A 22,461-nucleotide genomic window follows, 5' to 3' on the forward strand; every position below is an offset into this window, starting at 1 on the left:
CACCACCCCCACCGAGCAGACCAGGAGCCCCCGCATGCCACGCAGGCTGGCCGCTCTGGCCGCGGGCGTGCTTCTGCTGCTCTGCTCGGTGAGCGTCTCGACGGCGGCCGGCGAGCGGTCCGTGACCGCCGCCGGCGCGGACGCGGGCCCCGGGCCCGCCCCGGACGTCGCCACCCCGGCGGCCGGCGGGCGCGACCGCCGACCCGGGGCCGAGCGCCGGCGCACGGTGTCGGTCGCGCCGCTGGTGGGCCGGCCCGACCGGCCGAACGTGCTGGTGATCATGACCGACGACGCCCGCAACGACGACCTCCGGTTCATGCCGCACGTGCAGCACCTGATCGGCGACCAGGGCGTCACGTTCACCAACACCTTCTCGCCGCAGCCGCTCTGCTGCCCGGCGCGGGCGTCGTTCCTGACCGGTGAGTACTCCCACAACCACCACGTCTGGTCGCACGCACCGCCGTACGGGTTCCAGGCGCTGCACGACGGCGCGACGCTTCCGGTCTGGCTGAACCGCGCCGGCTACGACACGTCGTTTCTCGGGAAGTACCTCAACGGGTACGGCATCCAGCCGCTCCGCACCGGCGAACCGTCCCTGCGCTACGTCCCCCCGGGCTGGACCGACTGGCGCGGCTCGGTGGACGGCGGCATCGGGGCCGGGTCGGCGCTCGACGGCGGCACCTACCGCTACTTCGACACGACGCTGAACGACAACGGCCGGCTGACGCCGCACCAGGGCGTCTACCAGACCACGCTGCTCGGCCGGCTGAGCCGCGACGAGCTGCGCACCCAGGTGAGCTCACCCCGGCCGTTCTTCACGTGGGTCTCCTACGTCGCACCGCACCACGGCGGCCCGGCCGAGGCCGACGACCCGGCACCGGTGCTGCGCAGCGACGGCACCACCCAGGTGTTCCAGAACCCGGCCCGCCCGGAGCGGGTCTGGGGACGCTTCGACCAGCAGATCCCGGAGGCTCCCGGCTACGCGGGCGAGACCGACGTCGCGGACAAGCCGTTCTTCATCCGCGACCTGCCGCCGCTGACCCCGGCCGAGCGGGACGGCGTGCGCGAGGACGCCCGGCAGCGCGCCGAGGCGCTGTCCCTCGTCGATGCCCAGGTGGCCCGCACGATCCGGACGCTGCGGGAGACCGGGCAGCTCGACGACACCTACGTGGTGTTCACCTCCGACAACGGCTACTTCCTCGGCGAGCACCGGATGCGGCAGGGCAAGATCCTGCCCTACGAGCCGTCCCTGCGGGTGCCGATGATGATCCGCGGCCCGGGCATCCCCCGGGGCCAGGTCCGGTCCGATCCGTTCACGATGATCGACTTCGCGCCGACGATCCTGGACGCGGCCGGGATCCGGGCTCCGGCCACCGTCGACGGCAAGAGCCTGCTCGGCGTGGCCCGCTCCGGCGACCGCGGCTGGAACCGCGGCATCCTGACCGAGACCGGTCCCCGCGCGGTCTCCCAGGACGCCGAGGAGAGCGACAACTTCCTGGTCGGCGAGTCCGGGCCCTCCCCGCTGCGGTTCTCCCAGGGGGGTCCGCACCGGGGACTACCTGTACGTCGAGCACGCCAGCCGCGAGCGCGAGCTCTACGACCTGCGCAGCGACCCGCGCGAGGTCACCAACCTGGTGGACCGGCCCGGGTCGCAGCGCGTCGTCCGGGCGATGGCGCACGAGCTCGACGTGCTGCGCAACTGCGTGGGCGTCGACTGCCGGCGACCGCTGCCCCCGCTGCTGCGGACCACCGCGCCGGCCGCGCCGCTGGCCTTCGGGACCCCCGACTGACCCGGGCCGGTCTTGACCTCGTTCCACCCCATGAGCAACAGTCGACCCCGCCAGTCTCTGCTTCACCACTGGTTGCGGAGGGCCGCACCACCGCAGCGGGACCACTCGGGGTCCCGACCCCTGCCGCCCCGATCGCCCTCCGTCGACGAAAGGGACCCCGCAGGTGACTTCCCCCACCGGCCGTCGCTCGACCCGGCCCCGCACCGTCCGCTGGGCGCGCCGGCTGACGGCGACGCTGAGCGCCACGACCGTGGGAGGACTGCTGCTGCTCGGCGCGCCCGTGGACGGCTCCCGGACCGCCCTGGGTGCCCCGGTGGTCGAGGCCGCGGACGCCGGGCTCACGCTCACGGCGGCCGACCCGCACCGCTGGCCCGGTCATCCCGGCCGTCGGCTGGTCGGCTACACCGTCCGGCGCGGCGACACCGCCACCGGGCTGGCCGTGCGCTTCCACGCCTGGACCCGTGAGCTGCGCTCGCTCAACCACCTCGGGCGGCACGGCCGGCTGTACGCCGGGGAGCGGATCCGGATCCCGGTCGTGGTCGCCGCGGCCCGCAGGGCCCACACGCACCGGCACCTGGCCACGAAGCACGCCACGCGGCCCGTGGAAGCGGCACCCGACGAGGCACGTGGAAGCGGCACCGGGTCACGCACCCGTGGGCACTGGCCGACGTCAGCCAGGCCAAGGTGCGCCGGGTCGTGGTCCGGGCCGCCCGCCTGCACCACCTCGACCCGCACCTGGCGCTCGCCGTCGCCTGGCAGGAGTCCGGGTGGCAGCAGCGGCGGATCTCCTCGGCCGGGGCCGTCGGCGTGATGCAGGTGCTGCCCGGCACGGCGGCGTGGATGTCGTCGTACATCGGGCGGCCGCTGAACCCGTACGGCCTCTACGACAACGTCACCGCCGGCGTGGTGCTGATCAAGGTGCTGAACCGCCAGACCGGCCCGCGCAAGGCGATCGCGTCGTACTTCCAGGGGCTCGGGTCGGTGCAGCAGCACGGGCTCTACACCTCCACGAAGGCCTACGTGCACAGCGTCTCCGCGCTGCACCACCGCATGAAGCGGGGCTGGAACCCGGTCTGACCTGCGCCGGGCGGCGGGTGAGGCTCGCCACGCCGACCGCCGCCCACGGCCTGCCCCCGATCGCCGGCCCGCCTAGAATCAGGGCTCGAGCCAGGTCCTTCCCCTCACCTGGCCGCTGATGGAGGACGACCGGCGTGGACAGGACTGTCGCGGACCCGATGATCGGGCGCGTGCTCGATGGTCGCTACCGCGTCGGCCCGCGCATCGCCCGGGGCGGCATGGCGACCGTCTACGAGGCCACCGACCTGCGGCTGGACCGGGTCTGCGCGCTCAAGGTGATGCACGCCGGGCTCGGCGACGACGACGAGTTCGCCGCCCGCTTCGTCCGGGAGGCGCACTCCGCCGCCCGGCTCTCCCACCCCCACGTGGTGGCCGTCTTCGACCAGGGCGACGACAACGGCACCCTGTTCCTGGCGATGGAGTACATCCCCGGCCACACCCTGCGCGACCTGATCCGCAAGGAAGCCCCGATGGCGCCCGCCAAGGCGCTCGCGGTGCTCGACCCGGTGCTGTCCGCGCTGGCCGCCGCGCACCAGGCCGGGATGATCCACCGCGACGTGAAGCCCGAGAACGTCCTGCTCGCCGACGACGGCCGGGTCAAGGTCGCCGACTTCGGGCTGGCCCGGGCGATCAGCGCCGAGACCCAGCACACCGCGACCGGGGGCGTGCTGATCGGCACGGTCTCCTACCTCTCCCCCGAGCTCGTCGTGGACGGCCGCGCCGACGCCCGGTCGGACGTGTACGCCGCCGGCGTCGTGCTCTACGAGATGCTCACCGGCCGCAAGCCGCACGAGGGCGAGTCGCCGATCCAGGTGGCCTACAAGCACGTGCACGAGGACGTCCCGCCGCCGTCGCAGGTGGTCCGCGGGCTCCCCGCGTACGTCGACGCGCTCGTCGCCCGCGCCACCGCCCGGGACCGGGAGCTGCGGCCCGCCGACGCGCGGGTGCTGCTGCACCAGGTGCGCCGGGTGCGCGCCGCGCTCGACGAGCACCTCGCCGACGACCCGGAGCTCACCGCCGACCTCACCCCGGCCGGCCCGGTGTCGCGCTCGCTCGACGACATCGACTACGTCACCGATGAGGACCCTTCGACCGGCTCGGGACCGCGCGTCCCGACGATCCTCACCCCGGCACAGGCCAGCCACGGCGGCCGCACCGACGACACGAGCGTGTTCGGCGCCCGCCCGGTGCCGGCGCCCCGGCAACCCGGTGCTGCCCGGCCGGCTTCCCGTCCCGCTGCCCGTCCGGTGCCGGCTCCTCGCCGGTCCCGGCGCGGCCCGCTGCTGCTGACGCTCGTGCTGCTGCTGGCGCTCGGCGCGGGCGTCGGCGGCTGGTGGTTCGGCGCCGGCCGCTACGTCAACACCCCCGGCGTGATCAACCTGTCCGCGGCCGAGGCCCGGACCAAGGTGCAGGCCGCCGGGCTGACGTTCCGGGTGGGTGACCGGGCCTACTCCGAGACGGTCCCCGCCGGCTCGGTGATCAGCACCGACCCGGGCGGTGGCGACAACGTGCTGCGCGACGGGACGGTGACCGCGGTGGTCTCCCAGGGCCCGGAGCGCCACGAGGTGCCGGCGCTGCGCGGCACCGACCTCGACTCGGCCCAGGCCGCCCTCCAGGACGCCGGGCTGGGCTTCGGCGACGCGACGTACCGGTTCTCCGAGAAGGTCGCCAAGGGCGTCGTGCTGGCAGCGGACCCGAAGCCCGGCACCGAGCTCAAGCGCGACGCCGCGGTCGACCTGGTGGTCAGCAAGGGCCCGCAGCCGGTCAAGGTGCGCGACTACACCGGCGAGGACGCCGACGCCGCCACCAAGGCCCTGGAGAAGCGCGGCTTCGAGGTGGACCGGGGCACCGAGGAGAACAGCGACAGCGTGGCCAAGGGCGACGTGATCACCCAGAACCCGAGCAGCGGCACGCTCTTCAAGGGCGACAAGGTCGAGCTCGTGGTCTCCAAGGGCCCGGTGCTCGTCGAGGTGCCGAAGGTCGAGGGCATGGGCACCGCCGCCGCGACCCAGACGCTGCTGGGCCTGGGCTTCGAGGTGAAGACCGAGAAGACGCAGTACTACGTCGGCCTGGAGTACGTCGTGAACCAGGGCCCGACCGCCGGCGACAAGGCCCCCAAGGGCAGCACGGTCACCATCTACATCGTCTGACCTCGGTGCGGCCGGTCCGGTCGTCCGACCGTAGGCTTGACCCGTGCCCTCCCCCTCGTCGTACGCCGGCCTGCGCAACCCCGTGGGGACGCACGTCCAGGTCGGCAAGGGACTGGTCAAGGGCGCGCTGGTGCACGCCGCCGAGGTGGGCGCGGAGACCGTCCAGGTGTTCGTCGGCAACCCCCGCGGCTGGGCGCACTCCGCCGGCGACCCGTCGGTCGACCGCGGGTTCCGGGCCGCCTGCGAGACATCGGGGAGGCGGGTCTTCGTCCACACCCCCTACCTGGTGAACCTGGGCTCGCCGACCCCGTCGACGTACGAGAAGTCGGTGGCCTCGGTGGCGCACAACCTCAGGCGGGCCGCGGAGATCGGCGCCGAGGGCGTCGTGGTGCACACCGGCTCCTGCGTCGACGAGGGCACCCTGGACGCCGCGATGCGGCAGGTGAGTGAGGGCCTGCTGCCGGTGCTCGAGGCGGCCGGCGAGGACGCGCCGTGGCTGCTGCTCGAGCCGACCGCCGGCCAGGGCCGCTCGCTGTGCGCCGGGGTCGACGACCTCGAGCCCTACCTCGACGCCCTCGACCGGCACCCGGGTGTCGGGATCTGCCTGGACACCTGCCACGTCTTCGCCGCCGGCGCCCCGCTCGACGAGCCCGGCGGCACCACCGCGACCCTCGACCGGCTGGTCGGGATCGCCGGCGCGGACCGGCTCCGACTGGTGCACGCGAACGACTCGATGGACGTGCGCGGTGCCTTCAAGGACCGGCACCAGAGCATCGGTGACGGCTACATCGGGCTCGGCGCCTTCGAGGAGCTGTTCGCGCACCCCGCCACCGAGGGCGTGCCGTTCGTGCTCGAGACACCCGGCTCCCGCGACGTCGGCGACCCGCAGATCGCGTTGCTGCAGAAGCTCCGCGAGAGGTGAGCACCGGCCCCGACCGTCGTACCACCCTGCTGGCCACGCTCGCGATCCTCGCGATGACCGCCTGCTGGGGCTCGACGTTCTTCCTGATCAAGGACCTCCTGGACCGGGTGCCGGTGCTGGACTTCCTGGCCGTCCGGTTCGCGATCGCGAGCGGGGCGCTGCTGCTGCTCGCGCCCCGCGCGGTGGGCCGGCTGTCGCGGGAGTCGCTGCGGCACGCGGTGGTCCTCGGCCTGCTGTACGGCGTCGCGCAGATCCTGCAGACCGCCGGCCTGGCGCACACCCCGGCGAGCGTGTCCGGCTTCATCACCGGCATGTACGTCGTGTGCACGCCGCTGTTCGCGGCGGTGCTGCTGCGCTCCCGGATCAGCGCCGTCACCTGGGCCGCCGTCGCCCTCGCGCTGGGCGGTCTCGCGGTGCTGTCGCTGAGCGGGCTCTCGGTCGGCTACGGCGAGGCCATCACGTTCTGCTCGGCGCTGCTCTACGCGCTGCACATCGTCGGGCTCGGGGCCTGGAGCGACGCCCGGCAGGCGATGGGCATGACGATCGTGCAGCTGCTGGTGATCACCCTGGTGGCGTTCGTGGCGACCGTCCCGGACGGCATCGTGCTGCCCTCGACCACCGGCGACTGGGTCTCGGTCGTCTACATGGCGGTCTTCGCGGGCGCGCTGGCGCTGGCCGGGCAGACCTGGGCGCAGGCCCACCTGCCCCCGACCCGCACCGCGATCATCATGACCATGGAGCCGGTGTTCGCGGCGCTGTTCGCGGTCCTGCTCGGCGGCGAGGCGGCCACCCTGCGGATGCTGGTCGGTGGCCTGATGGTGCTGACCGCGATGTTCGCGGTCGAGCTCGTCCCGCGCCGGCACATCGAGTCCGAGGTGCCGCACATCGCGGTCTGAGGCGCCGCGCTGCGGATCCGCGGCGGGCTGGCTAGCCTGACGCCATGTCCCGCCTCGAGGTGCTGCCGTTCGACGAGAGCCACCTGCCCGACGCCGGCCGGCTGCTCGCCGCGCGGCACCGCCGGCACCGGGCCGCCGAGCCGCACCTCCCGGCCCGCTTCGAGGACCCCGTGACCTGCTCGACCGAGGTCGCGGCCGTGCTCGGCGGCACCGACGTCTCCGGCGCGGTCGCGCTGCGCGACGGACGGGTGGTCGGCTACCTGCTCGGCGCCCCCAAGCCGGGCCCCGACTGGGGCCGCAACGTCTGGGTCGAGTCCGCTGGGCTGGCCGTGGAGGAGGCGGAGGACGCCCGGGACCTGTACGCCGCGGCCGCCGCCCGCTGGGCCGAGGAGGGCCGCACGGCGCACTACGTGCTGGTGCCCGCGCACGACGAGGCGCTCGTGAGCGCGTGGTTCCGGCTGGCCTTCGGGCACCAGCACACGCACGCCGTCCGCGAGGTGCCGGCGGGTCCTGCTGGCACCCCGCCGCACGTCCGGGTTCGCCGGGCCGCGCGCGGCGACGTCGCGGCGCTGGCCCGGCTGGACCTCGAGCTGCCCGCCCACCAGGCCCTCGCCCCGACGTTCTCCGCGGCCCCGACCGGCACCTACGAGGAGGCGCTGGCCGAGTGGGAGGACGACGTCGACGACCCGGACTTCGCGACGTTCGTCGCCGAGCACGAGGGCCGGGTAGTCGGCTCCGCGGTGGGCTGCCGGCTGGAGCGGTCCGGGAGCCACGCGGGCCCCGCCCGGCCGGACGGGGCCGGGTTCCTGGGGTTCGCCGCCGTGCTGCCCGGGGCCCGCGGGCTCGGCGCCGGACGGGCACTGGGCGAGGCGGTCCTGGACTGGTCGCGGAGCGAGGGGCACGCGTGCGTGGTCACCGACTGGCGGGCCACGAACCTGCTCTCCTCCCGGGCCTGGCCGGCGCTCGGGTTCCGGCCGTCGTACCTGCGGCTGCACCGGCTGCTCGGCCACTGACGTCCCGGATCGTGGAACGGGTGTCCACCGCGGCGTCCGGCGGGCCTACGCTCGTCCCGTGCAGACCACGTGGACCTATTTCTTCGGCTACTCGCCCGGGGCATCCGAGCGGGACCGCCACTAGGTCGTCCCCGCACACCGACACCAACGCCCCTGGCCATCCGGCAGGGGCGTTTCGCGTGGAGCGCCCGGTCCAGCCGGTGGCGCCAGGGACACCCACCCGAGAGGAACACCATGGTCATCGTCATGACGCCCGAGGCCACCGCCGAGGACGTCGCCCGCATCGTGGAGAAGGTCGAGAGCGTCGGCGGTGAGGCGTTCGTCAGCAAGGGCGTCGTCCGCACGATCATCGGCCTGGTCGGCGACATCGACTCCTTCCACCACCTCAACCTGCGCGGCATGGCCGGCGTCGGGGACGTGCACCGGATCTCCGACCCCTACAAGCTGGTCAGCCGCCAGCACCACGCCGGGCGCAGCACGGTGTGGGTGCGTGGCGTGCCGATCGGGCCGGACACCTTCACGTTCATCGCCGGACCGTGCGCGGTCGAGTCCCGGGCGCAGACGCTCGAGGCCGCCGAGATGGCCAAGGCCGCCGGCGCGACGCTGATGCGCGGCGGTGCGTTCAAGCCCCGCACCTCGCCGTACGCCTTCCAGGGGCTCGGCGTCGAGGGCCTGGAGATCCTGTCCTCGGTCCGGGAGGCCACCGGCCTGCCGGTGGTCACCGAGGTGGTGGACGCGCGCGACGTCGCGGTGGTGGCCGAGCACGCGGACATGCTCCAGGTGGGCACCCGCAACATGGCGAACTTCGGGCTGCTCCAGGCGGTCGGCGAGTCCGGCCGGCCGGTGCTGCTCAAGCGCGGGATGACCGCGACCATCGAGGAGTGGCTGATGGCCGCGGAGTACATCGCGCAGCGCGGCAACCTCGACGTGGTGCTGTGCGAGCGCGGCATCCGCACCTTCGAGCCGGCCACCCGCAACACCCTGGACATCTCCGCGGTGCCGGTCGTGCAAGCGACCAGCCACCTGCCGATCATCGTGGACCCCTCGCACGCGGCCGGCCGCAAGGACCTGATCGTGCCGCTGTCCCGGGCCGCGATCGCGGTCGGCGCCGACGGCGTAATCGTCGACGTGCACCCGGACCCGGAGTCGGCGCTGTGCGACGGGCCGCAGGCGCTGCTCGGCGCGGACCTGCGGGCCCTCGCCCAGGCCGTGCGCCAGCTGCCGCCGATGGTCGGCCGGGTGGACGCGAGCACGCTGTCCCGGACGCCGGTGGTGCCGCGCTGACGCCTCAGGCCCAGAGGCGGGGCTGGCCCTCGGCGGCCGTCAGGTCGCCGAACCGGTGCTTCTGGGCGGGCTTCTTGCCGTTCACCTTGCCCTGGGTGACGTAGGGCAGGAAGACCTCGATGGCCACGCCGTCGCGGTGCTCGAGGGCGACCGCGACCGCGTCGCCGCCGGCCCCGCCGACGTTGGTCACCACGGCGGCCGCCCGGAGCGACCCCGCCTCGGCGGCGAGCGCCTGCCAGCAGAGCTCGTGGACCTCGGCGACGTCCGCGACGCCCTTGCGGGCCGGCAGCTCGGGCTGGACCAGCCGGCTCTCGCCGGCCTCGTCGAGGGCCACCGCGAAGGGGTAGAACTCTCCGGCGACCTCCAGCTGCTCCCGCCCGGTGCGCAGCCCGAGGTCGAGCAGCCCGTCCAGGTCGGCCTGGGTCCGGTCGCTGGTCTCGTCACGCCACGAGGTCATCGGAGCACCTTCCTCAGCACGGCGGCTGCCGTCTCGGCCTGGTCCCGGCTGACGTCGAGGTGCGTCACCATCCGCAGCGCCCGCGGTCCGACCGCGGACACCAGCACGTCGTGCTCGCGCACGGCGGCCACCACCGCCGGAGCGTCGGGTACGTCGACCACGACGATGTTCGTGTGCACCGAGACGGGGTCCACGCCGCACGCCTCCGCGAGGAGCCGGGCGTTCGCGTGGTCCTCGGCGAGCCGCTCGACGTGGTGGTCGAGCGCGTGCAGGCCGGCCGCCGCGAGGATGCCGACCTGCCGCATCCCGCCGCCCATCCGCTTGCGCCAGACCCGGGACTCCTCGATCGCCGCGGCGGTGCCCACCACGAGGGACCCGACCGGTGCACCGAGACCCTTGCTCAGGCAGACCGCGAGCACGTCGGCGCAGGCGCCGTACGCGTCCAGCGGCGTGCCGGTCGCGACGTGCGCGTTCCAGATCCGGGCGCCGTCGACGTGCACGCCGACCCCGCGGTCGTCGGCGAACCGGCGGACCGCCTGCAGGTCCTCGATCGGGGTGACGGTGCCGCCGCCGAAGTTGTGGGTGTTCTCCACCGAGATCGCGCGGGTGGCCACGAAGAACGGCCCCATGTCCGGGGCGAACATCGTCTCGATCTGCGCGAGGTCGACGGGGCGGCCCACCCAGGTGCGCATGGTGAGGCCGGTGTAGGCGGCGTGCGCGCCGAGCTCGGCGCGGGCGATGTGCGCGGAGGACTCGCAGAGCACCTCCTCGCCGACCCCGACCAGCGTCCGGACGGCCAGCACGTTGGCCATCGAGCCGGTCGGCGTGAACAGCGCCGCCTCCTTGCCGAACAGCCCGGCGACCCGCTCCTCGAGGGCACGGACGGTGGGGTCCTCGCCGTACACGTCGTCCCCGACCTCGGCGGACGCCATCGCGGCCCGCATCGCCTCGGTGGGGCGGGTGACGGTGTCGCTGCGCAGGTCGACCATCGGCGTGCTCATGCGGCGGGGGTGGTGGTCGGCTGGACGCCGCGGAGCATCTCGGCGACCAGGAAGGCCAGCTCCAGCGACTGCACGCGGTTCAGCCGCGGGTCGCACACCGACTCGTAGCGGTTGCCGAGGTCGCCCTCGAGCAGCGCCTCCCCGCCGCCCACGCACTCGGTGACGTCGTCGCCGGTCAGCTCGACGTGCACGCCGCCGGGCCAGGTGCCCAGCGAGCGGTGCACGTCGAAGAAGCCCTGCACCTCGCTGATCACGTCGTCGAAGCGGCGGGTCTTGTAGCCCGAGGACGCCTCGAACGTGTTGCCGTGCATCGGGTCGCACACCCACGCGACGCTGACGCCGGCGGCGGTGACCTTCTCCACCAGGTTCGGCAGGTGGTCGCGGATCTTGCCCGCGCCCATCCGGGTGATGAAGGTCAGCCGGCCCGGCTCGTTGTGCGGGTTGAGCTTCTGGGCCAGCGCGATCGCGTCGTCGGGGCTGGTGGTCGGCCCGAGCTTCCACGCCGATCGGGTTGCGGATGTGGGACAGCAGCTCGACGTGCGCCCCGTCGAGCTGGCGGGTCCGCTCGCCGATCCAGACGAAGTGGCTCGAGACGTCGTACGGCGACTGGGTGCGCGAGTCGATCCGGGTGAGGGCGTGCTCGTACTCCAGGATCAGGGCCTCGTGGCTTGAGTGGAAGTCGACCCGGTGGAACTCGTCGGGGTCGGCGCCGATCGCACCCATGAAGTTCAACGCCCGGTCGATCTCCTGGGCCAGCTGCTCGTAGCGGCGGCCGACCGGCGAGGAGCGCACGAAGTCGGTGTTCCAGGTGTGCACCTGGCGCAGGTCGGCGTAGCCGCCGGTGACGAACGCGCGCACTAGGTTCAGCGTCGACGCCGAGGAGTGGTAGACGTCGACGAGCCGCTGCGGGTCCGGGACCCGGGACTCGGGGGTGAAGTCGAAGCCGTTGACGGCGTCCCCGCGGTAGGCCGGCAGCGTCACCCCGTCGCGGGTCTCGAGGTCGGAGGACCGCGGCTTGGCGTACTGCCCGGCGATCCGGCCGAGCTTCACCACCGGGACGGAGGCGGCGTAGGTCAGCACGACGGCCATCTGCAGCAGCACCCGCAGCTTGTTGCGCACGTTGTCGGCGGTCACCCCGTCGAACGTCTCGGCGCAGTCGCCGCCCTGGAGCAGGAAGGCCTCCCCGCGGGCGACCGCTGCCAGCTTGGTCTTGAGCTCGTCGCACTCCCCCGCGAAGACGAGCGGCGGGACGCCCCGGAGCTTGGCGACCGCGGCGTCGAGCGCCGCCGGGTCGGGGTAGCTCGGCTGCTGGGCGGCCCCGAGGGCGCGCAGCGTGGCGAGGTCAGGGACGGGCGAAGAAGTCACGGCCCCCAGCCTACGGCCCCAGGTAGGCTGCCCCGATGCCCGAGGTGACCGTGCGAGACGCCCGACCCGACGACGCTGCGGCGATCGCCCGGGTGTGGGCGGCCACCCTGCCGTTGCTGGTCCGCTCGGCGGCCCGGGTCCCGGCGGACATGGCCGAGGACGCCACGCTCGGCCGGCGTCGCTGGGTGGGCCTGCTGGACGACGCCGTGGTGGCCACCGCGAGCGCCCGGCGGACCGGCGAGCGCGAGGTCTACCTGACCGTGGAGGTGCACCCCGACAGCGGCAGCCGCGGGGTGGGCACCGCGTTGCTGCGCCGGGCCGTCGGCGCGTTCTCCGACGCGACCGACCTGGTCGCGGTCTGCACCGACGACCCGATCTCGCTGGCCTTCGCGGTGCGCAACGGCTTCCTGCCCGACGGGGAGCACCGGGTCTCCACCGTGGTCCCGGCCACCGTGCCGGCCGCCGGTCCGGCGCCCTCCGGGTACACCGCGGTCACCCTGGACCGGCTGCCCGACCTCGACGGCCTGCTGGCCACCCACAACGCCGCGGCCGTCGACGACCCGAGCGGGCTCAGCCGGGTCTACACGCGCGACACCTTCCTGGCCGACTGGTGGAACAGCCCCGACAACGCCCCGGAGCTGTCCTACGCCCTGCTGGACATCTCGGGGGTCACGCCCGTGGTGGCGTCGTTCACCAGCACCCAGGTCGACCGGCCGCGCAGGCGTGCCTGGAGCGCGATGACCGCCACCCACCCGGACCACCGCGGGCGCGGTCTGGCCCGGTGGGTCAAGCAACGGTCCCTGAACGCCGTCGCAGCGGCCGGCGTCGCGCTGGCCTCCACCGCCAACGACGACACCAACGCCCCGATGGTCGCGGTCAACACCGCCCTGGGCTACCAGCCGGCCGCGCGCAGCATCCGGGTGCAGCGCCGCCTGCTGCACTGAGCCGCTTCCCCGGACCCGCGATCCCGGCTCGTCGGCGGTCAGCCGACCGCAGCGTCAGGGGCGCCGGTGCAGCAGCAGCGGCAGGACGGCGGACGCCCCGGCCCGGCGCAGGACCGCGGACGCCAGGGTGACCGGCCACAGCGAGGACGACGCGTCGACGACGAGCAGCACCACGCGTCCGGACACCGTGCCGGCGACCGGGCCGGCGTCGAGGTGGTCGCGCCAGTAGGCGGCCTCGTCGGCCGAGCTCATCTCGCGCAGGTCGGGCGCGCTCGTGGGTCCGGCCAGCGTGGCCCGGTCGAGCCGGCCGACGGAGGCGAGGTGGTCGGCCACCGATCCGGTCATCTGCGGCAGGCCGCTGGTGCTCAGGTCGACCACCACCTCCGGGCGGGACCGCCACACGGTGGCCCACTGGGACAGCAGCCGGACGCAGGCGTCGGTGACGTCGGCGGGCGCCGGGGCGTCCCGGGCGAACAGCGCCGCGACACTCTCGCGCCACTCCGGGGCGTCGGCGAACACCAGCGAGCGGCCGACGTCGTGGGACTCCTCGGCCGGGATCCGTCCCCGGGCCCCGAACGCTCCCCCGGGCCACATCTTGCGGGGCTCGAGGAGGTGCACCTGGCCGCGCAGCAACGCGGTGACCTTGCGGACCGTCTCCGCGGAGGCCTCGCCCAGGAGCGCGTCCGGCAGCCCGCCCCGGCACACCGAGCACCGGCCGCACGGCTCGGCGGCCGGGTCGTCGAGGGACTCCTGGAGCAGCTCCATCAGGCAGCGCTCGCCGCGCACGTAGGCGCGCATGATGTCGGCCTCCCGGCGGCGGACCGCGACCACGCCGTCGTAGTGCTCGGCGTCGTAGGTCCACGGGGTGCCGGTGCCGACCCAGCCGCCCTCGACCCGGTCCACCACCCCGTCGACCGCGAGCTGCTTGAGCATCAGCTCGACCCGGCCGCGACGTACGCCGGTCTGGGCCTCCACGGCCGGCACGCTCATCGGCTCGCCCGCCGAACGGTCGAGCACGTCGAGCACCGCGCGGACCTGCTCGGGCACCGGGATGGTGGCGGTGGCGAAGTAGTCCCAGATGCCGGCGTCGGCGTCCGAGGGCAGCAGCACCGCGTGGGCGTGCTCGATCGCGCGCCCGGCGCGGCCGACCTGCTGGTAGTAGGACACCGGCGACGGCGGTGCACCGACGTGCACGACGAAGCCGAGGTCGGGCTTGTCGTAGCCCATGCCCAGCGCCGAGGTGGCGACCAGGGCCTTGAGCCGGTTGGCGCGCAGGGCGTCCTCGAGCTCGTGGCGGCGGGCGGCGTCGAGCTGGCCGGTGTAGGCGGCGACCGGAAGGGTGTCGCCGTGCACCTCGCGGATCGCCGCGGCCAGCCGCTCGGCGTCCGCGACGGTCAGCGCGTAGACGATGCCGGAGCCCTCGAGGTGCGGCAGCTGGTCGACCACCCAGGCGTACCGCTCCAGGGGCGAGAGCCGGTCGACCACGGACAGCTCGAGGCTGGCCCGCGCCAGCTGCCCGCGCAGCACCAGGGTCGCCTCGCCGAGCTGGTGGGCGACGTCCTCGGTGACCCGCTCGTTGGCGGTCGCCGTGGTGGCCAGCACCGGGGTGGCGGGGTTGAGCTTCTGGAGCACGTCGGAGACCCGGCGGTAGTCCGGCCGGAAGTCGTGGCCCCAGTCGGAGACGGCGTGCGCCTCGTCGATCACCAGCAGGCCGAGCCGCCCGGAGAGCCCGTCGAGGACCCGCCGGCCGAAGCCCGGGTTGGCCAGCCGCTCCGGGGACACCAGCAGCACGTCGATCTCGCCCGCCCGCAGCGCCGCCTCGATCGCCGACCACTCCTCGATGTTGGAGGAGTTCAGGGTCGCGGCGGTCAGCCCGGCCCGGGAGGCGGCGGCGACCTGGTCCCGCATGAGGGACAGCAGCGGGGACACCACGAGCGTCGGTCCGGCGTCCTCGGAGCGGCGGACGGCCGTGGCGGCCCAGTAGACCGCGGACTTGCCCCAGCCGGTCGCCTGCACGACCAGCACCCGGGCGCCCTCCTCGCACAGCGCGCCGACCGCGGTCGCCTGGTCCTCGCGCAGCCGCGCGTCCGGGCCCGCCATCGCCGCGATCACCCGGTCGGCGGTCTCGGCGCGGGATCCGGTCAGCGGGGCCGTGGTGGACGTCATCCCCCCACCGTAGGGACCGCGTCCGACACCCGCGCCCCCGCGTCCACCCCCTCGCCCACCCGGCGCCTCTGGCGGACGGGAGCCCGCTGACCCGGCGCCTCTGGCGGACGGGAGCCCGCTGACCCGGCGCCTCTAGCGGAGCGGGCGCCGCCAGACGCGCCGGGTCGGCGGATCAGGACGGCGGCCGGTAGAGCTCCTGGACGGCCGCGTCGATGTCGGCGCCGCCGCTCTCCACCGGCTCCATGTAGAGCCGGGCCTCCGCTATCAGACCGTCGCGAACCCTCAGCACCGTCACGCCCCGCATCGCGAACGAGGCGCCGTCCGGGTGCCGCCCGCGCCAGCTCCACTCGCCCCACTCGGTGTCCCCGTCGACGGTGGCGGCGACGAGCTCGGCGACGAAGTCGGGGACGCCCTCGAAGACCGAGGTCCAGTTGGCGAGCACCTGCTCCCGCCCGGTGAACGCGCGACCCGGGTGGAGCGGCTGGTCGCTGCGGTAGTCCTCGGCGAACAGCGCCGCCATCGCCGCGGCGTCGTGGGAGTTCGCCGCGTCCCGGAGCCGCTCGACCAGGCTGCTCATGGCAGAGGAGTCTAGTCGCCGCCAGAGGCGCCGGGTCGGCGGGTTTTTCGCCGCCGGAGGCGCCGGGTCAGCCGAAGAAGACCTCGGCCTCGGCGTACTGCTCGGGCTTGACCAGCTTGAGCTCCCCGGTGCCCTCGGCGAGCGGCACGCGCACGATGTCGGTGCCGCGCAGCGCCACCATCTTCCCGTAGTCCTGCTCCGCGACGGCGGTGACCGCGTGCAGGCCGAACCGGGTCGCCAGCCAGCGGTCGAACGCGGTCGGCGTGCCGCCGCGCTGCACGTGCCCGAGCACCACGGCGCGGGCCTCCTTGCCGGTGCGGTCCTCGATCTCCTTGGCGAGCCGGTCGCCGATCCCGCCGAGGCGGACGTGCCCGAAGGCGTCCTTCTCGCCGCTCACCAGCGTCATGTCGCCGCCCTCGACGGGCATCGCGCCCTCGGAGACCACGATGATCGGCGAGTAGTGCGACTCGAACCGCTTCTCGACGAACCCGCAGACCTTCTCGATGTCGAAGGGCTGCTCGGGGATCAGCACCACGTTGGCGCCGCCGGCAAGGCCGGCGTGCAGCGCGATCCAGCCGGCGTGCCGGCCCATCACCTCGACGACCAGCACCCGGTGGTGCGACTCGGCGGTGGTGTGCAGCCGGTCGATCGCCTCCATGGCGATGTTCACCGCTGTGTCGAAGCCGAACGTGAAGTCGGTCCCGGACAGGTCGTTGTCGATCGTCTTCGGGACGCCGACGACGTTGACGCCGAGGTCGGCGAGCTTGGTGGCCACGCCGAGGGTGTCCTCGCCGCCGATCGCGATCAGCGCGTCGACGCCGTTGGCCGCGAGGTTCTGCTTGATCCTCTCGACGCCGTCCTCGATCTTGAACGGGTTCGTGCGCGAGGACTTCAGGATCGTGCCGCCGCGTGGCAGGATCCCGCGGACCTGGTCGACCCCGAGCGGGGTGGTCTTGTTCTCCAGCGGCCCGCGCCAGCCGTCCAGGAACCCGACGAACTCGAAGCCGTACTCGCCGACGCCCTTGCGGACCACCGCCCGGATCACGGCGTTCAGTCCGGGGCAGTCGCCTCCGCCGGTCAGCACTCCCACGCGCATGTGTGGCCTCTCAGGTCCTCGACCGCGCACCTCGTGTGCCGGTCGGCATCGACCCTAGCGACCCCTCGCGGATCGCAGGAGGCGCGCGTTCGATCGTTCCACATGACGGGCGACCTAGGGTGTCGCCCATGACGTCTTCCCCCGTTGCGCAGGGCCCCGTCCGCGGCGGGTGGTCCGCATGAGCGTGCTCGCGATCGACGCCGGGACCACCGGGGTCACCGCGGTCGTCGTCACCCCCGAGGGGACGATCGCCGCCAAGGGCTACCAGGAGTTCGCCCAGCACTTCGCGCGACCGGGCTGGGTGGAGCACTCCCCCGAGGAGATCTGGCAGGCGACCCTGGAGGCGACCCGCGACGCGATCAAGGGGTACGACGGGCAGGTGAGCGCCGTGGGCATCACCAACCAGCGCGAGACGGTGCTGCTCTGGGACCGCGAGACGCTGGGCTCCCCGCGCCGCGCGATCGTCTGGCAGGACCGTCGTACGGCGGCCATCTGCACGCGGCTGCGCGAGGAGGGCCACGAGCCGCGGGTGGCACAGCTGACCGGCCTGCGGCTGGACCCGTACTTCTCCGGCACCAAGCTGGTGTGGCTGCAGGAGAACGAGCCGAACACCTGGGCGCTCGTCGAGGACGGCCGCTACGCCGTCGGCACGGTCGACTCCTACCTGATCACCCGGATGACCCGCGGCACCTGGCACGTCACCGACGTCTCCAACGCCTCGCGCACGCTGCTCTACGACCTGGAGAGGGGCGACTGGAGCGACGAGCTGTGCGCGTTGTTCGGGGTGCCGCGGGACGCCCTGCCGGACGTGGTGCCGTCCTGGGGCGAGATCGCCACCACCGACCCGCGCTCGTTCCTCGGGCTCGAGGTGCCGATCGCCGGGATCGCCGGCGACCAGCAGTCGGCGCTGTTCGGGCAGACCTGCTTCGACGTCGGCGACTCCAAGTGCACCTACGGCACCGGCTCGTTCATCCTCACCAACACCGGCACCGAGGTGGTCCGCTCGGAGGCCGGGCTGCTGTCCACGGCCGCCTGGAAGTCCCCGTCGGGCGACCTGACCTACGCCCTCGAGGGCGCGATCTTCGTGACCGGCGCGGCCGTCCAGTGGCTGCGCGACGGGATCCAGATCGTCGGGTCCGCGGCGGAGACCGCGGCGATCGCCTCGACCGTCGACGACTCCGCGGGCGTGGTGTTCGTGCCGGCGCTGACCGGGCTCGGCGCCCCCGACTGGGACCCGCACGCCCGCGGGCTGATCATCGGCATCACCCGCGGCACGACGCGCGCGCACGTGGTCCGGGCGACCCTGGAGGCGATCACCTTCGAGGTCCGCGACGTCGTCGACACGCTGCCGGCCACGACGGCCCTGACCTCGCTGACCGTCGACGGCGGCGCGAGCGCCAACGACCTGCTCTGCCAGCTCCAGGCCGACCTGCTCGGCGTCCCCGTCGAGCGGCCGCGGATCGTGGAGACCACCGCCCTTGGCGCGGCCTTCCTGGCCGGGCTCGGCACCGGGGTGTGGGGGTCGATGGACGACCTGCGCGAGACCTGGCAGCTGGACCGTCGCTTCGAGCCGGGCGGCGACCGGGCCAGGACGGACGCGGCGCACGCCCGCTGGCGCAGGGCGGTCGAGCGCGCCAAGGGCTGGGCCGAGTAGAGGGGGCGGACTAGAGCCGTCCGAGCTCCTTCTGCGCGGCCTCGAGGGCCTGCTGGGCCTCGGCGTACCTCTCCTCGGAGCGGTCCTTCTTCTCGTCCGCGGCGACCGCCTCCCCGTCCAGCGCCTCCAGCTCGTGCTCGAGCTCGGCGACCCGGCCGCGGGCCTCCTCCAGCTCCTCGGCCGCCTGCAGGGTGCGGGCCTCGACCTTGCTCACCCGCTTGCGGGCCTTGCGGACCCGGCGCTGCGCCTCGTCCGCCTCGGCCCGGGCCCGGTCGACGACCTCCTGGGCCGCGGCCCGGTCGGCCTCGCGCTGCCGGGCCTTCTCGTCCGGCCCCTCCTCCAGGTCCGGTACGACGGACAGCTCGGGCCGCCGCGGCGCCGGGCGGCTGCGAGGTCGTGCGGTGAGCCCGATCGCCGCGGGCACCGCCACCGCGTCGGCCACGTCGAGGTCGCCCACCCCGGTCGCGGCCAGGACCGTCACCAGCAGCCCGCTGCGCACGGCCGCCGCGGCGTCCTCGTCGACCATCGCGGCGTGCACCGTGCCCTGCACCTGGTCGGCGACGGACTCGGTCAGCCGCTGGCCGAGCTCGCGGGCCAGCTCGCGCCCCTGCTGGGTCACCGCGGTGGTCAGCTGGCGGCGCTGCCGGGTCAGCTCGCGCAGCGCGTCCCCGTCGAGGTCGGCCTGCGCCTTGCGCAGCGAGGCACCGAGGTCCAGCACCTGCGCCATCTGCTCGCCCTGGTGCCGCATCATCATGTTCACCACCCACGCGGCCAGCGACGGCTTGCGCAGCTCGCCGACCCGCTTGGCGAGCGCGGCGTCGCCGTCCGCCTTGGCCTGCTTGGCCCACTGGTTGCGCGTGCCGGTGAAGTCAGCCGGCGGGAGCGCGTAGAGCTCCTCGGCGATGCTCAGCAACGGGTCCGTGGCCACCCGACGAGGATAGGGCTACTCCGCGTCGTCGAGGCCCTGCTCGATGGCGTAGCGCACCAGCTGCACCCGGTTGTGCAGCTGCAGCTTGCGCAGGGTGTTCTGCACGTGGTTCTGCACCGTCCGGTGGGACAGGAACAGCCGCTCCGCGATCTGCTTGTAGCCCAGGCCCTTGGCGACCAGCCGCAGCACCTCGGTCTCGCGCTCGGTGAGCCGCGGCGTGTCCGGGTCGGCGGAGGTCGCGGGGGCGTCGGACAGCCGGCGGTACTCCCCCAGCACCAGGCCGGCCAGCCCGGGGGTGAACACCGCGTCGCCCTCGGCGACCCGGCCGACCGCGGCCACCAGCTCGGCCCGCGAGGCGGACTTCACGAGGTACCCGGTCGCGCCGGCCTTCACCGCCTCGAGCACGTCCTCCTGCTCGCCGGACGCCGACAGGATCAGCACCCGGACGGTGGGGTCGTCCTTGACCAGCAGGGCGGTCACCTCGGCGCCGGTCGGGGCCGGGATCTGCAGGTCGAGCACCACCACCCGGGGGCGTACGGCGGCCGCGCGGGCCAGTGCCTCGGTGCCGGTGGACGCCGTCGCGACCACGTCGAACCCGGCCTCGGTGAGGTCGCGGGCCACGCCCTCGCGCCACATCGGGTGGTCGTCGACGACCATCACGGTGATCTGGTCGTTTGCGCTCACGGCACCCCCGGTCCTGACGCCCCCTGCGGGCGGATCGCGTCGAAGGCTACCCAGGTCACGCCGGCCGGACGTACCGTCCGCGCCGGTGCACCAGCGGCTCGGTGTCCGGCCCGATCTCGACGTGCTCGACGACCCCCTGCAGCAGCAGGGACCAGCCGACCTCCGCGGGATCGGCCTCGAGCCGGATCCCGGCCCAGCCGGCGACCCCGTCGAGCACCGGGCCCCACGCGGTGTCGTGCCAGGTCCCCAGCCGGAACGCACCGCCCGGCGCCGGTGCGACGCCGGCGAACACGTCGGCGAGGTCGCGGTGCTCCCACCCGAGCAGCTGCACGACCGCCGTACCGGTGGCCTCCACGGCGGTGGCGAGCTCCGAGACCGGGTCGACCAGGCCGAGCACGTGGGCCGGGTCGCCGTGCGCCACCAGCACCGAGGACATCGTCAGCCCGGCCCGGTCGGCACCGGCGCCGGTGGTCCACAGGGTGACCGCCCCGCCGAGCCGGCCGCGCAGCCGCCGGACGGGGTCGCGCTCGGGCTCGGGGTCGGCGAAGGGGTGCTCGGAGTGGATGGTCACGAGGGGGGAGGCTAGACCGGGACCGGGCGGGGCCACGACCTCGGCGGTCACCGCCGGTCGGGGCATTCCTAAATTTCCTGTCCGTACGAAGCGAAAGATTCAACTTCCTCCCGTTCGTGACCGATACTTCTTGCACGACGGGAGGTGGGGATCATGGGATCGCTGGAGAGCATCGCGTATCTGCGAGCGTGCACCGAGGCTGACGAGGCTTTCGTGTACGACGTCTTCTGCACGACCTGGGAGAGCGAGGTCGCCGCGCTCCCCAACCAGAACCTCGCCCAGCACGTCCTGCGCATCCAGCACATCGCGCAGGAGCGCCGCTTCGCCGGCCGCTTCCCCGACCACCAGCGCTACGTCGTGATGGAGGGTGACCAGCCCGCCGGCCGTCTGTACGTCGACGAGACCGGCCCGGTGCTGCAGGTCATCGACCTCACGTTGATGCCGAAGTTCCGCGACCGCGGCATCGGGACCCGGATCTTCGGGGACCTGTTCGCGCACGCCGAGCACCACGGCCTGAACGTCCGGCTCCGGGTGGAGCGGCGCAACGAGCGCGCCACGATGCTCTACACCGCCCTCGGCTTCGAGCTCGTCTCGATGGACGACCTCGACAACTTCTTCGAGTGGGTGCCCTCGACGGCGCTCACCAAGGAGGACCAGGCGGGTCTCGTCAAGGAGGACCCCAGCCTGCTCACCAAGGAGGACGCGGCCGCTCGCGTCCACGACGGCTCCCGCGCCTGACTAGACCGGGAGCTCCAGCTCCCACTCGGTGCCCTGCCCCGGCGCGGTCGTGACCCGGGCGGTCCCGCCCAGCTCCTCCACCCGGCCGTGGATCGACCCGGCCACCCCCAGCCGGCCCTCCGCGCGCGCCTCCTCGAGCCGGCCCTCGGCGATGCCCGGGCCCTCGTCGCGGACCGTCACCACCACCCGGTCGCCGAGCTCCTCGACCAGCACCCAGGCCGGCGCGTCCGTCGCGACGTGGGTGCGGACGTTGTCCAGGCAGGCGCGTACGACGGCCGCCAGCTCGTCGACCGCGCCGGCGGAGAGGAGCACCGCGTGCGCCGGAGCGGAGACCGTCACGGTGCGCGACTGCAGCCGGTTCAGCGCCTCCACGAGGTCGGCCCGCCCGGAGGCGGTGGCCGCCGTCGTGGCGTTGCCCTGCACGAGGGCGCGCAGCGCGGACTCCTGCTCCCCGGCCAGCCGCCCGAGCTCGGCGGCCTCCCCCCGAGCTCGGTGCCGCGCCGCTGGACCAGGGTGAGCACCTGCAGCACGCCGTCGTGCACGGCGCGCGCCAGCCGGGCGCGCTCGGCCATCGCGGCCGCGATCCGCTCGGCCTCCGCGCGCGCCTCGGTGGCCTCCCCGATCAGCGAGGTGCTGTAGCCCACGACCCCGGCGGCGAGCAGGAGCAGGAAGATGTTGCCCCAGGTGGTGCCGGTGGGGTCGGTGCGCACCGACAGGTCGATCACCGACATCAGCACCGCGGCCGCGAGCCCGCCGGACCAGCCGCGGGCCACGGCCCAGGCGAGCACGGCGGCCATCACCCAGAAGGACGGCATCGTCGAGGCGTGCCGCTCGAGCATCGCCTCGGACTGTACGTAGGGCGTGGAGAGCAGGGTGGCCGCGGCGACGGCGAAGTCCGCGACGAGCAGCGGCAGCCCGCGGCGACGCGGGGCGTCGTACGCCCAGGAGGCGAAGCCGGTCCAGCCGACGATGACGCCGACCACGACCCAGCCGGCGACCGGGTGCTCGAACTCCCGCCAGCGCGCGGCGTTGAGGGCCACCGCGTAGACCGCGACCAGCACCCGGAGCACCGCGAGCGCCCGGAACAGGGTGGTGTGCACCTGCTCGGCGACCGGGTCCAGCAGCCCGGTCCGCGCCCGTCGCGCCAT

The 22,461-nt window shown here is 74.1% G+C and carries 21 protein-coding genes and 1 pseudogene; 11 read left to right on the forward strand and 11 right to left on the reverse strand.

The genetic code is table 11. The features are described from left to right. The first annotated feature begins 34 nt into the window (after positions 1–34). The 8 genes from KRR39_RS11950 to aroF all read left to right on the forward strand — a co-directional run bounded on the left by KRR39_RS11950 (position 35) and on the right by aroF (position 9,132). Positions 35–1,957 (forward strand): sulfatase family protein, encoded by a 1,923-nt coding sequence (locus tag KRR39_RS11950; protein WP_216937186.1) that lies wholly within the window; start codon positions 35–37, stop codon positions 1,955–1,957. Then, complete coding sequence (locus tag KRR39_RS11955; protein WP_216937188.1) at positions 1,954–2,601, forward strand: LysM peptidoglycan-binding domain-containing protein; 648 nt, start codon at positions 1,954–1,956, stop codon at positions 2,599–2,601. Before KRR39_RS11950 ends, KRR39_RS11955 begins: the two co-directional genes overlap by 4 nt. After that, positions 2,487–2,867, forward strand: coding sequence for a lytic transglycosylase domain-containing protein (locus KRR39_RS11960; RefSeq protein WP_216937190.1), 381 nt, complete (start codon positions 2,487–2,489; stop codon positions 2,865–2,867). Before KRR39_RS11955 ends, KRR39_RS11960 begins: the two co-directional genes overlap by 115 nt. A gap of 134 nt (positions 2,868–3,001) precedes the next feature. Continuing rightward, positions 3,002–5,017: a Stk1 family PASTA domain-containing Ser/Thr kinase gene (gene pknB, locus KRR39_RS11965; RefSeq protein ID WP_254185082.1), complete on the forward strand. Its 2,016-nt coding sequence runs from the start codon at positions 3,002–3,004 to the stop codon at positions 5,015–5,017. A 43-nt stretch (positions 5,018–5,060) separates the two neighbouring features. Continuing rightward, the gene (locus tag KRR39_RS11970; RefSeq protein WP_254185083.1) at positions 5,061–5,939 is read left to right on the forward strand and encodes a deoxyribonuclease IV; all 879 of its coding nucleotides are present in this window, start codon (positions 5,061–5,063) and stop codon (positions 5,937–5,939) included. Further along, the gene (locus KRR39_RS11975; protein WP_254185084.1) at positions 5,936–6,835 is read left to right on the forward strand and encodes a DMT family transporter; all 900 of its coding nucleotides are present in this window, start codon (positions 5,936–5,938) and stop codon (positions 6,833–6,835) included. Before KRR39_RS11970 ends, KRR39_RS11975 begins: the two co-directional genes overlap by 4 nt. 44 nt (positions 6,836–6,879) lie before the next feature. Further along, positions 6,880–7,848 carry a GNAT family N-acetyltransferase gene (locus KRR39_RS11980; protein ID WP_216937192.1) on the forward strand — a complete coding sequence of 323 codons (969 nt, stop codon included), beginning with the start codon at positions 6,880–6,882 and terminating at the stop codon, positions 7,846–7,848. A 234-nt stretch (positions 7,849–8,082) separates the two neighbouring features. Next, a complete protein-coding gene (gene aroF / locus KRR39_RS11985) occupies positions 8,083–9,132 on the forward strand; it encodes a 3-deoxy-7-phosphoheptulonate synthase (RefSeq protein ID WP_216937194.1) in 1,050 nt (349 codons plus the stop codon). A 4-nt stretch (positions 9,133–9,136) separates the two neighbouring features. On the opposite strand, the gene KRR39_RS11990 is transcribed toward aroF, so the two are convergent. From KRR39_RS11990 to KRR39_RS12000, 3 genes and pseudogenes are all read right to left on the reverse strand, one after another. Then, positions 9,137–9,589 (reverse strand): hypothetical protein, encoded by a 453-nt coding sequence (locus KRR39_RS11990; RefSeq protein ID WP_216937196.1) that lies wholly within the window; start codon positions 9,587–9,589, stop codon positions 9,137–9,139. After that, positions 9,586–10,590: a threonine aldolase family protein gene (locus KRR39_RS11995; RefSeq protein WP_367303663.1), complete on the reverse strand. Its 1,005-nt coding sequence runs from the start codon at positions 10,588–10,590 to the stop codon at positions 9,586–9,588. The genes KRR39_RS11990 and KRR39_RS11995 overlap by 4 nt, the downstream gene beginning before the upstream one ends. Then, a pseudogene (locus KRR39_RS12000) lies at positions 10,587–11,955 on the reverse strand (class II 3-deoxy-7-phosphoheptulonate synthase). Before KRR39_RS12000 ends, KRR39_RS11995 begins: the two are co-directional and overlap by 4 nt. 35 nt (positions 11,956–11,990) lie before the next feature. Here KRR39_RS12000 and KRR39_RS12005 point away from each other — a divergent pair. Continuing rightward, the gene (locus KRR39_RS12005; RefSeq protein WP_216937198.1) at positions 11,991–12,899 is read left to right on the forward strand and encodes a GNAT family N-acetyltransferase; all 909 of its coding nucleotides are present in this window, start codon (positions 11,991–11,993) and stop codon (positions 12,897–12,899) included. Between the two features lie 54 nt (positions 12,900–12,953). Here KRR39_RS12005 and KRR39_RS12010 read toward each other — a convergent pair whose 3' ends face one another. The 3 genes from KRR39_RS12010 to KRR39_RS12020 all read right to left on the reverse strand — a co-directional run bounded on the left by KRR39_RS12010 (position 12,954) and on the right by KRR39_RS12020 (position 16,738). Further along, the gene (locus tag KRR39_RS12010) at positions 12,954–15,065 is read right to left on the reverse strand and encodes a RecQ family ATP-dependent DNA helicase (RefSeq protein WP_216937200.1); all 2,112 of its coding nucleotides are present in this window, start codon (positions 15,063–15,065) and stop codon (positions 12,954–12,956) included. A gap of 172 nt (positions 15,066–15,237) precedes the next feature. Beyond that, entirely contained in the window at positions 15,238–15,642 is a 405-nt protein-coding gene (locus KRR39_RS12015; RefSeq protein WP_216937202.1) for a nuclear transport factor 2 family protein, read from the reverse strand. A 67-nt stretch (positions 15,643–15,709) separates the two neighbouring features. Continuing rightward, positions 15,710–16,738 carry a 6-phosphofructokinase gene (locus KRR39_RS12020; RefSeq protein ID WP_216937204.1) on the reverse strand — a complete coding sequence of 343 codons (1,029 nt, stop codon included), beginning with the start codon at positions 16,736–16,738 and terminating at the stop codon, positions 15,710–15,712. A 178-nt stretch (positions 16,739–16,916) separates the two neighbouring features. On the opposite strand from KRR39_RS12020, the gene glpK reads away from it, so the two are divergent. Then, a complete protein-coding gene (glpK, locus tag KRR39_RS12025) occupies positions 16,917–18,392 on the forward strand; it encodes a glycerol kinase GlpK (protein WP_216937207.1) in 1,476 nt (491 codons plus the stop codon). 10 nt (positions 18,393–18,402) lie between these two features. On the opposite strand, the gene KRR39_RS12030 is transcribed toward glpK, so the two are convergent. The 3 genes from KRR39_RS12030 to KRR39_RS12040 all read right to left on the reverse strand — a co-directional run bounded on the left by KRR39_RS12030 (position 18,403) and on the right by KRR39_RS12040 (position 20,575). After that, positions 18,403–19,320 (reverse strand): coiled-coil domain-containing protein, encoded by a 918-nt coding sequence (locus KRR39_RS12030; protein ID WP_254185085.1) that lies wholly within the window; start codon positions 19,318–19,320, stop codon positions 18,403–18,405. A 15-nt stretch (positions 19,321–19,335) separates the two neighbouring features. After that, positions 19,336–19,977 carry a response regulator gene (locus tag KRR39_RS12035; RefSeq protein WP_216942574.1) on the reverse strand — a complete coding sequence of 214 codons (642 nt, stop codon included), beginning with the start codon at positions 19,975–19,977 and terminating at the stop codon, positions 19,336–19,338. Positions 19,978–20,059: 82 nt separating this feature from the next. Beyond that, positions 20,060–20,575 (reverse strand): flavin reductase family protein, encoded by a 516-nt coding sequence (locus KRR39_RS12040; RefSeq protein ID WP_254185086.1) that lies wholly within the window; start codon positions 20,573–20,575, stop codon positions 20,060–20,062. A gap of 213 nt (positions 20,576–20,788) precedes the next feature. On the opposite strand from KRR39_RS12040, the gene KRR39_RS12045 reads away from it, so the two are divergent. After that, the gene (locus KRR39_RS12045; RefSeq protein WP_216937211.1) at positions 20,789–21,313 is read left to right on the forward strand and encodes a GNAT family N-acetyltransferase; all 525 of its coding nucleotides are present in this window, start codon (positions 20,789–20,791) and stop codon (positions 21,311–21,313) included. On the opposite strand, the gene KRR39_RS24770 is transcribed toward KRR39_RS12045, so the two are convergent. Together KRR39_RS24770 and KRR39_RS12050 are read right to left on the reverse strand one after the other, a co-directional pair. Continuing rightward, the gene (locus KRR39_RS24770) at positions 21,314–21,736 is read right to left on the reverse strand and encodes an ATP-binding protein (RefSeq protein ID WP_254185087.1); all 423 of its coding nucleotides are present in this window, start codon (positions 21,734–21,736) and stop codon (positions 21,314–21,316) included. After that, positions 21,673–22,461, reverse strand: a complete 789-nt coding sequence (locus KRR39_RS12050) for a DUF5931 domain-containing protein (protein WP_254185088.1) — start codon at positions 22,459–22,461, stop codon at positions 21,673–21,675. The genes KRR39_RS24770 and KRR39_RS12050 overlap by 64 nt, the downstream gene beginning before the upstream one ends.

The sequence above is a fragment of the Nocardioides panacis genome (assembly GCF_019039255.1).
In the GTDB taxonomy this organism is placed as follows: domain Bacteria; phylum Actinomycetota; class Actinomycetes; order Propionibacteriales; family Nocardioidaceae; genus Nocardioides_B; species Nocardioides_B panacis.

What these genes read in the sequence shown, in the direction of transcription:
- KRR39_RS12010 (WP_216937200.1), bottom strand. Translation starts at nt 15,065, where the DNA reads ATGACGTCCACCACGGCCCCGCTGACCGGATCCCGCGCCGAGACCGCC.
- KRR39_RS12035 (WP_216942574.1), bottom strand. Translation starts at nt 19,977, where the DNA reads ATGGTCGTCGACGACCACCCGATGTGGCGCGAGGGCGTGGCCCGCGAC.
- KRR39_RS12020 (WP_216937204.1), bottom strand. Translation starts at nt 16,738, where the DNA reads ATGCGCGTGGGAGTGCTGACCGGCGGAGGCGACTGCCCCGGACTGAAC.
- KRR39_RS12015 (WP_216937202.1), bottom strand. Translation starts at nt 15,642, where the DNA reads ATGAGCAGCCTGGTCGAGCGGCTCCGGGACGCGGCGAACTCCCACGAC.
- KRR39_RS11980 (WP_216937192.1), top strand. Translation starts at nt 6,880, where the DNA reads ATGTCCCGCCTCGAGGTGCTGCCGTTCGACGAGAGCCACCTGCCCGAC.
- aroF (WP_216937194.1), top strand. Translation starts at nt 8,083, where the DNA reads ATGGTCATCGTCATGACGCCCGAGGCCACCGCCGAGGACGTCGCCCGC.
- KRR39_RS12050 (WP_254185088.1), bottom strand. Translation starts at nt 22,461, where the DNA reads ATGGCGCGACGGGCGCGGACCGGGCTGCTGGACCCGGTCGCCGAGCAG.
- KRR39_RS11990 (WP_216937196.1), bottom strand. Translation starts at nt 9,589, where the DNA reads ATGACCTCGTGGCGTGACGAGACCAGCGACCGGACCCAGGCCGACCTG.
- glpK (WP_216937207.1), top strand. Translation starts at nt 16,917, where the DNA reads ATGAGCGTGCTCGCGATCGACGCCGGGACCACCGGGGTCACCGCGGTC.
- KRR39_RS12005 (WP_216937198.1), top strand. Translation starts at nt 11,991, where the DNA reads ATGCCCGAGGTGACCGTGCGAGACGCCCGACCCGACGACGCTGCGGCG.
- KRR39_RS11950 (WP_216937186.1), top strand. Translation starts at nt 35, where the DNA reads ATGCCACGCAGGCTGGCCGCTCTGGCCGCGGGCGTGCTTCTGCTGCTC.
- KRR39_RS11995 (WP_367303663.1), bottom strand. Translation starts at nt 10,590, where the DNA reads ATGAGCACGCCGATGGTCGACCTGCGCAGCGACACCGTCACCCGCCCC.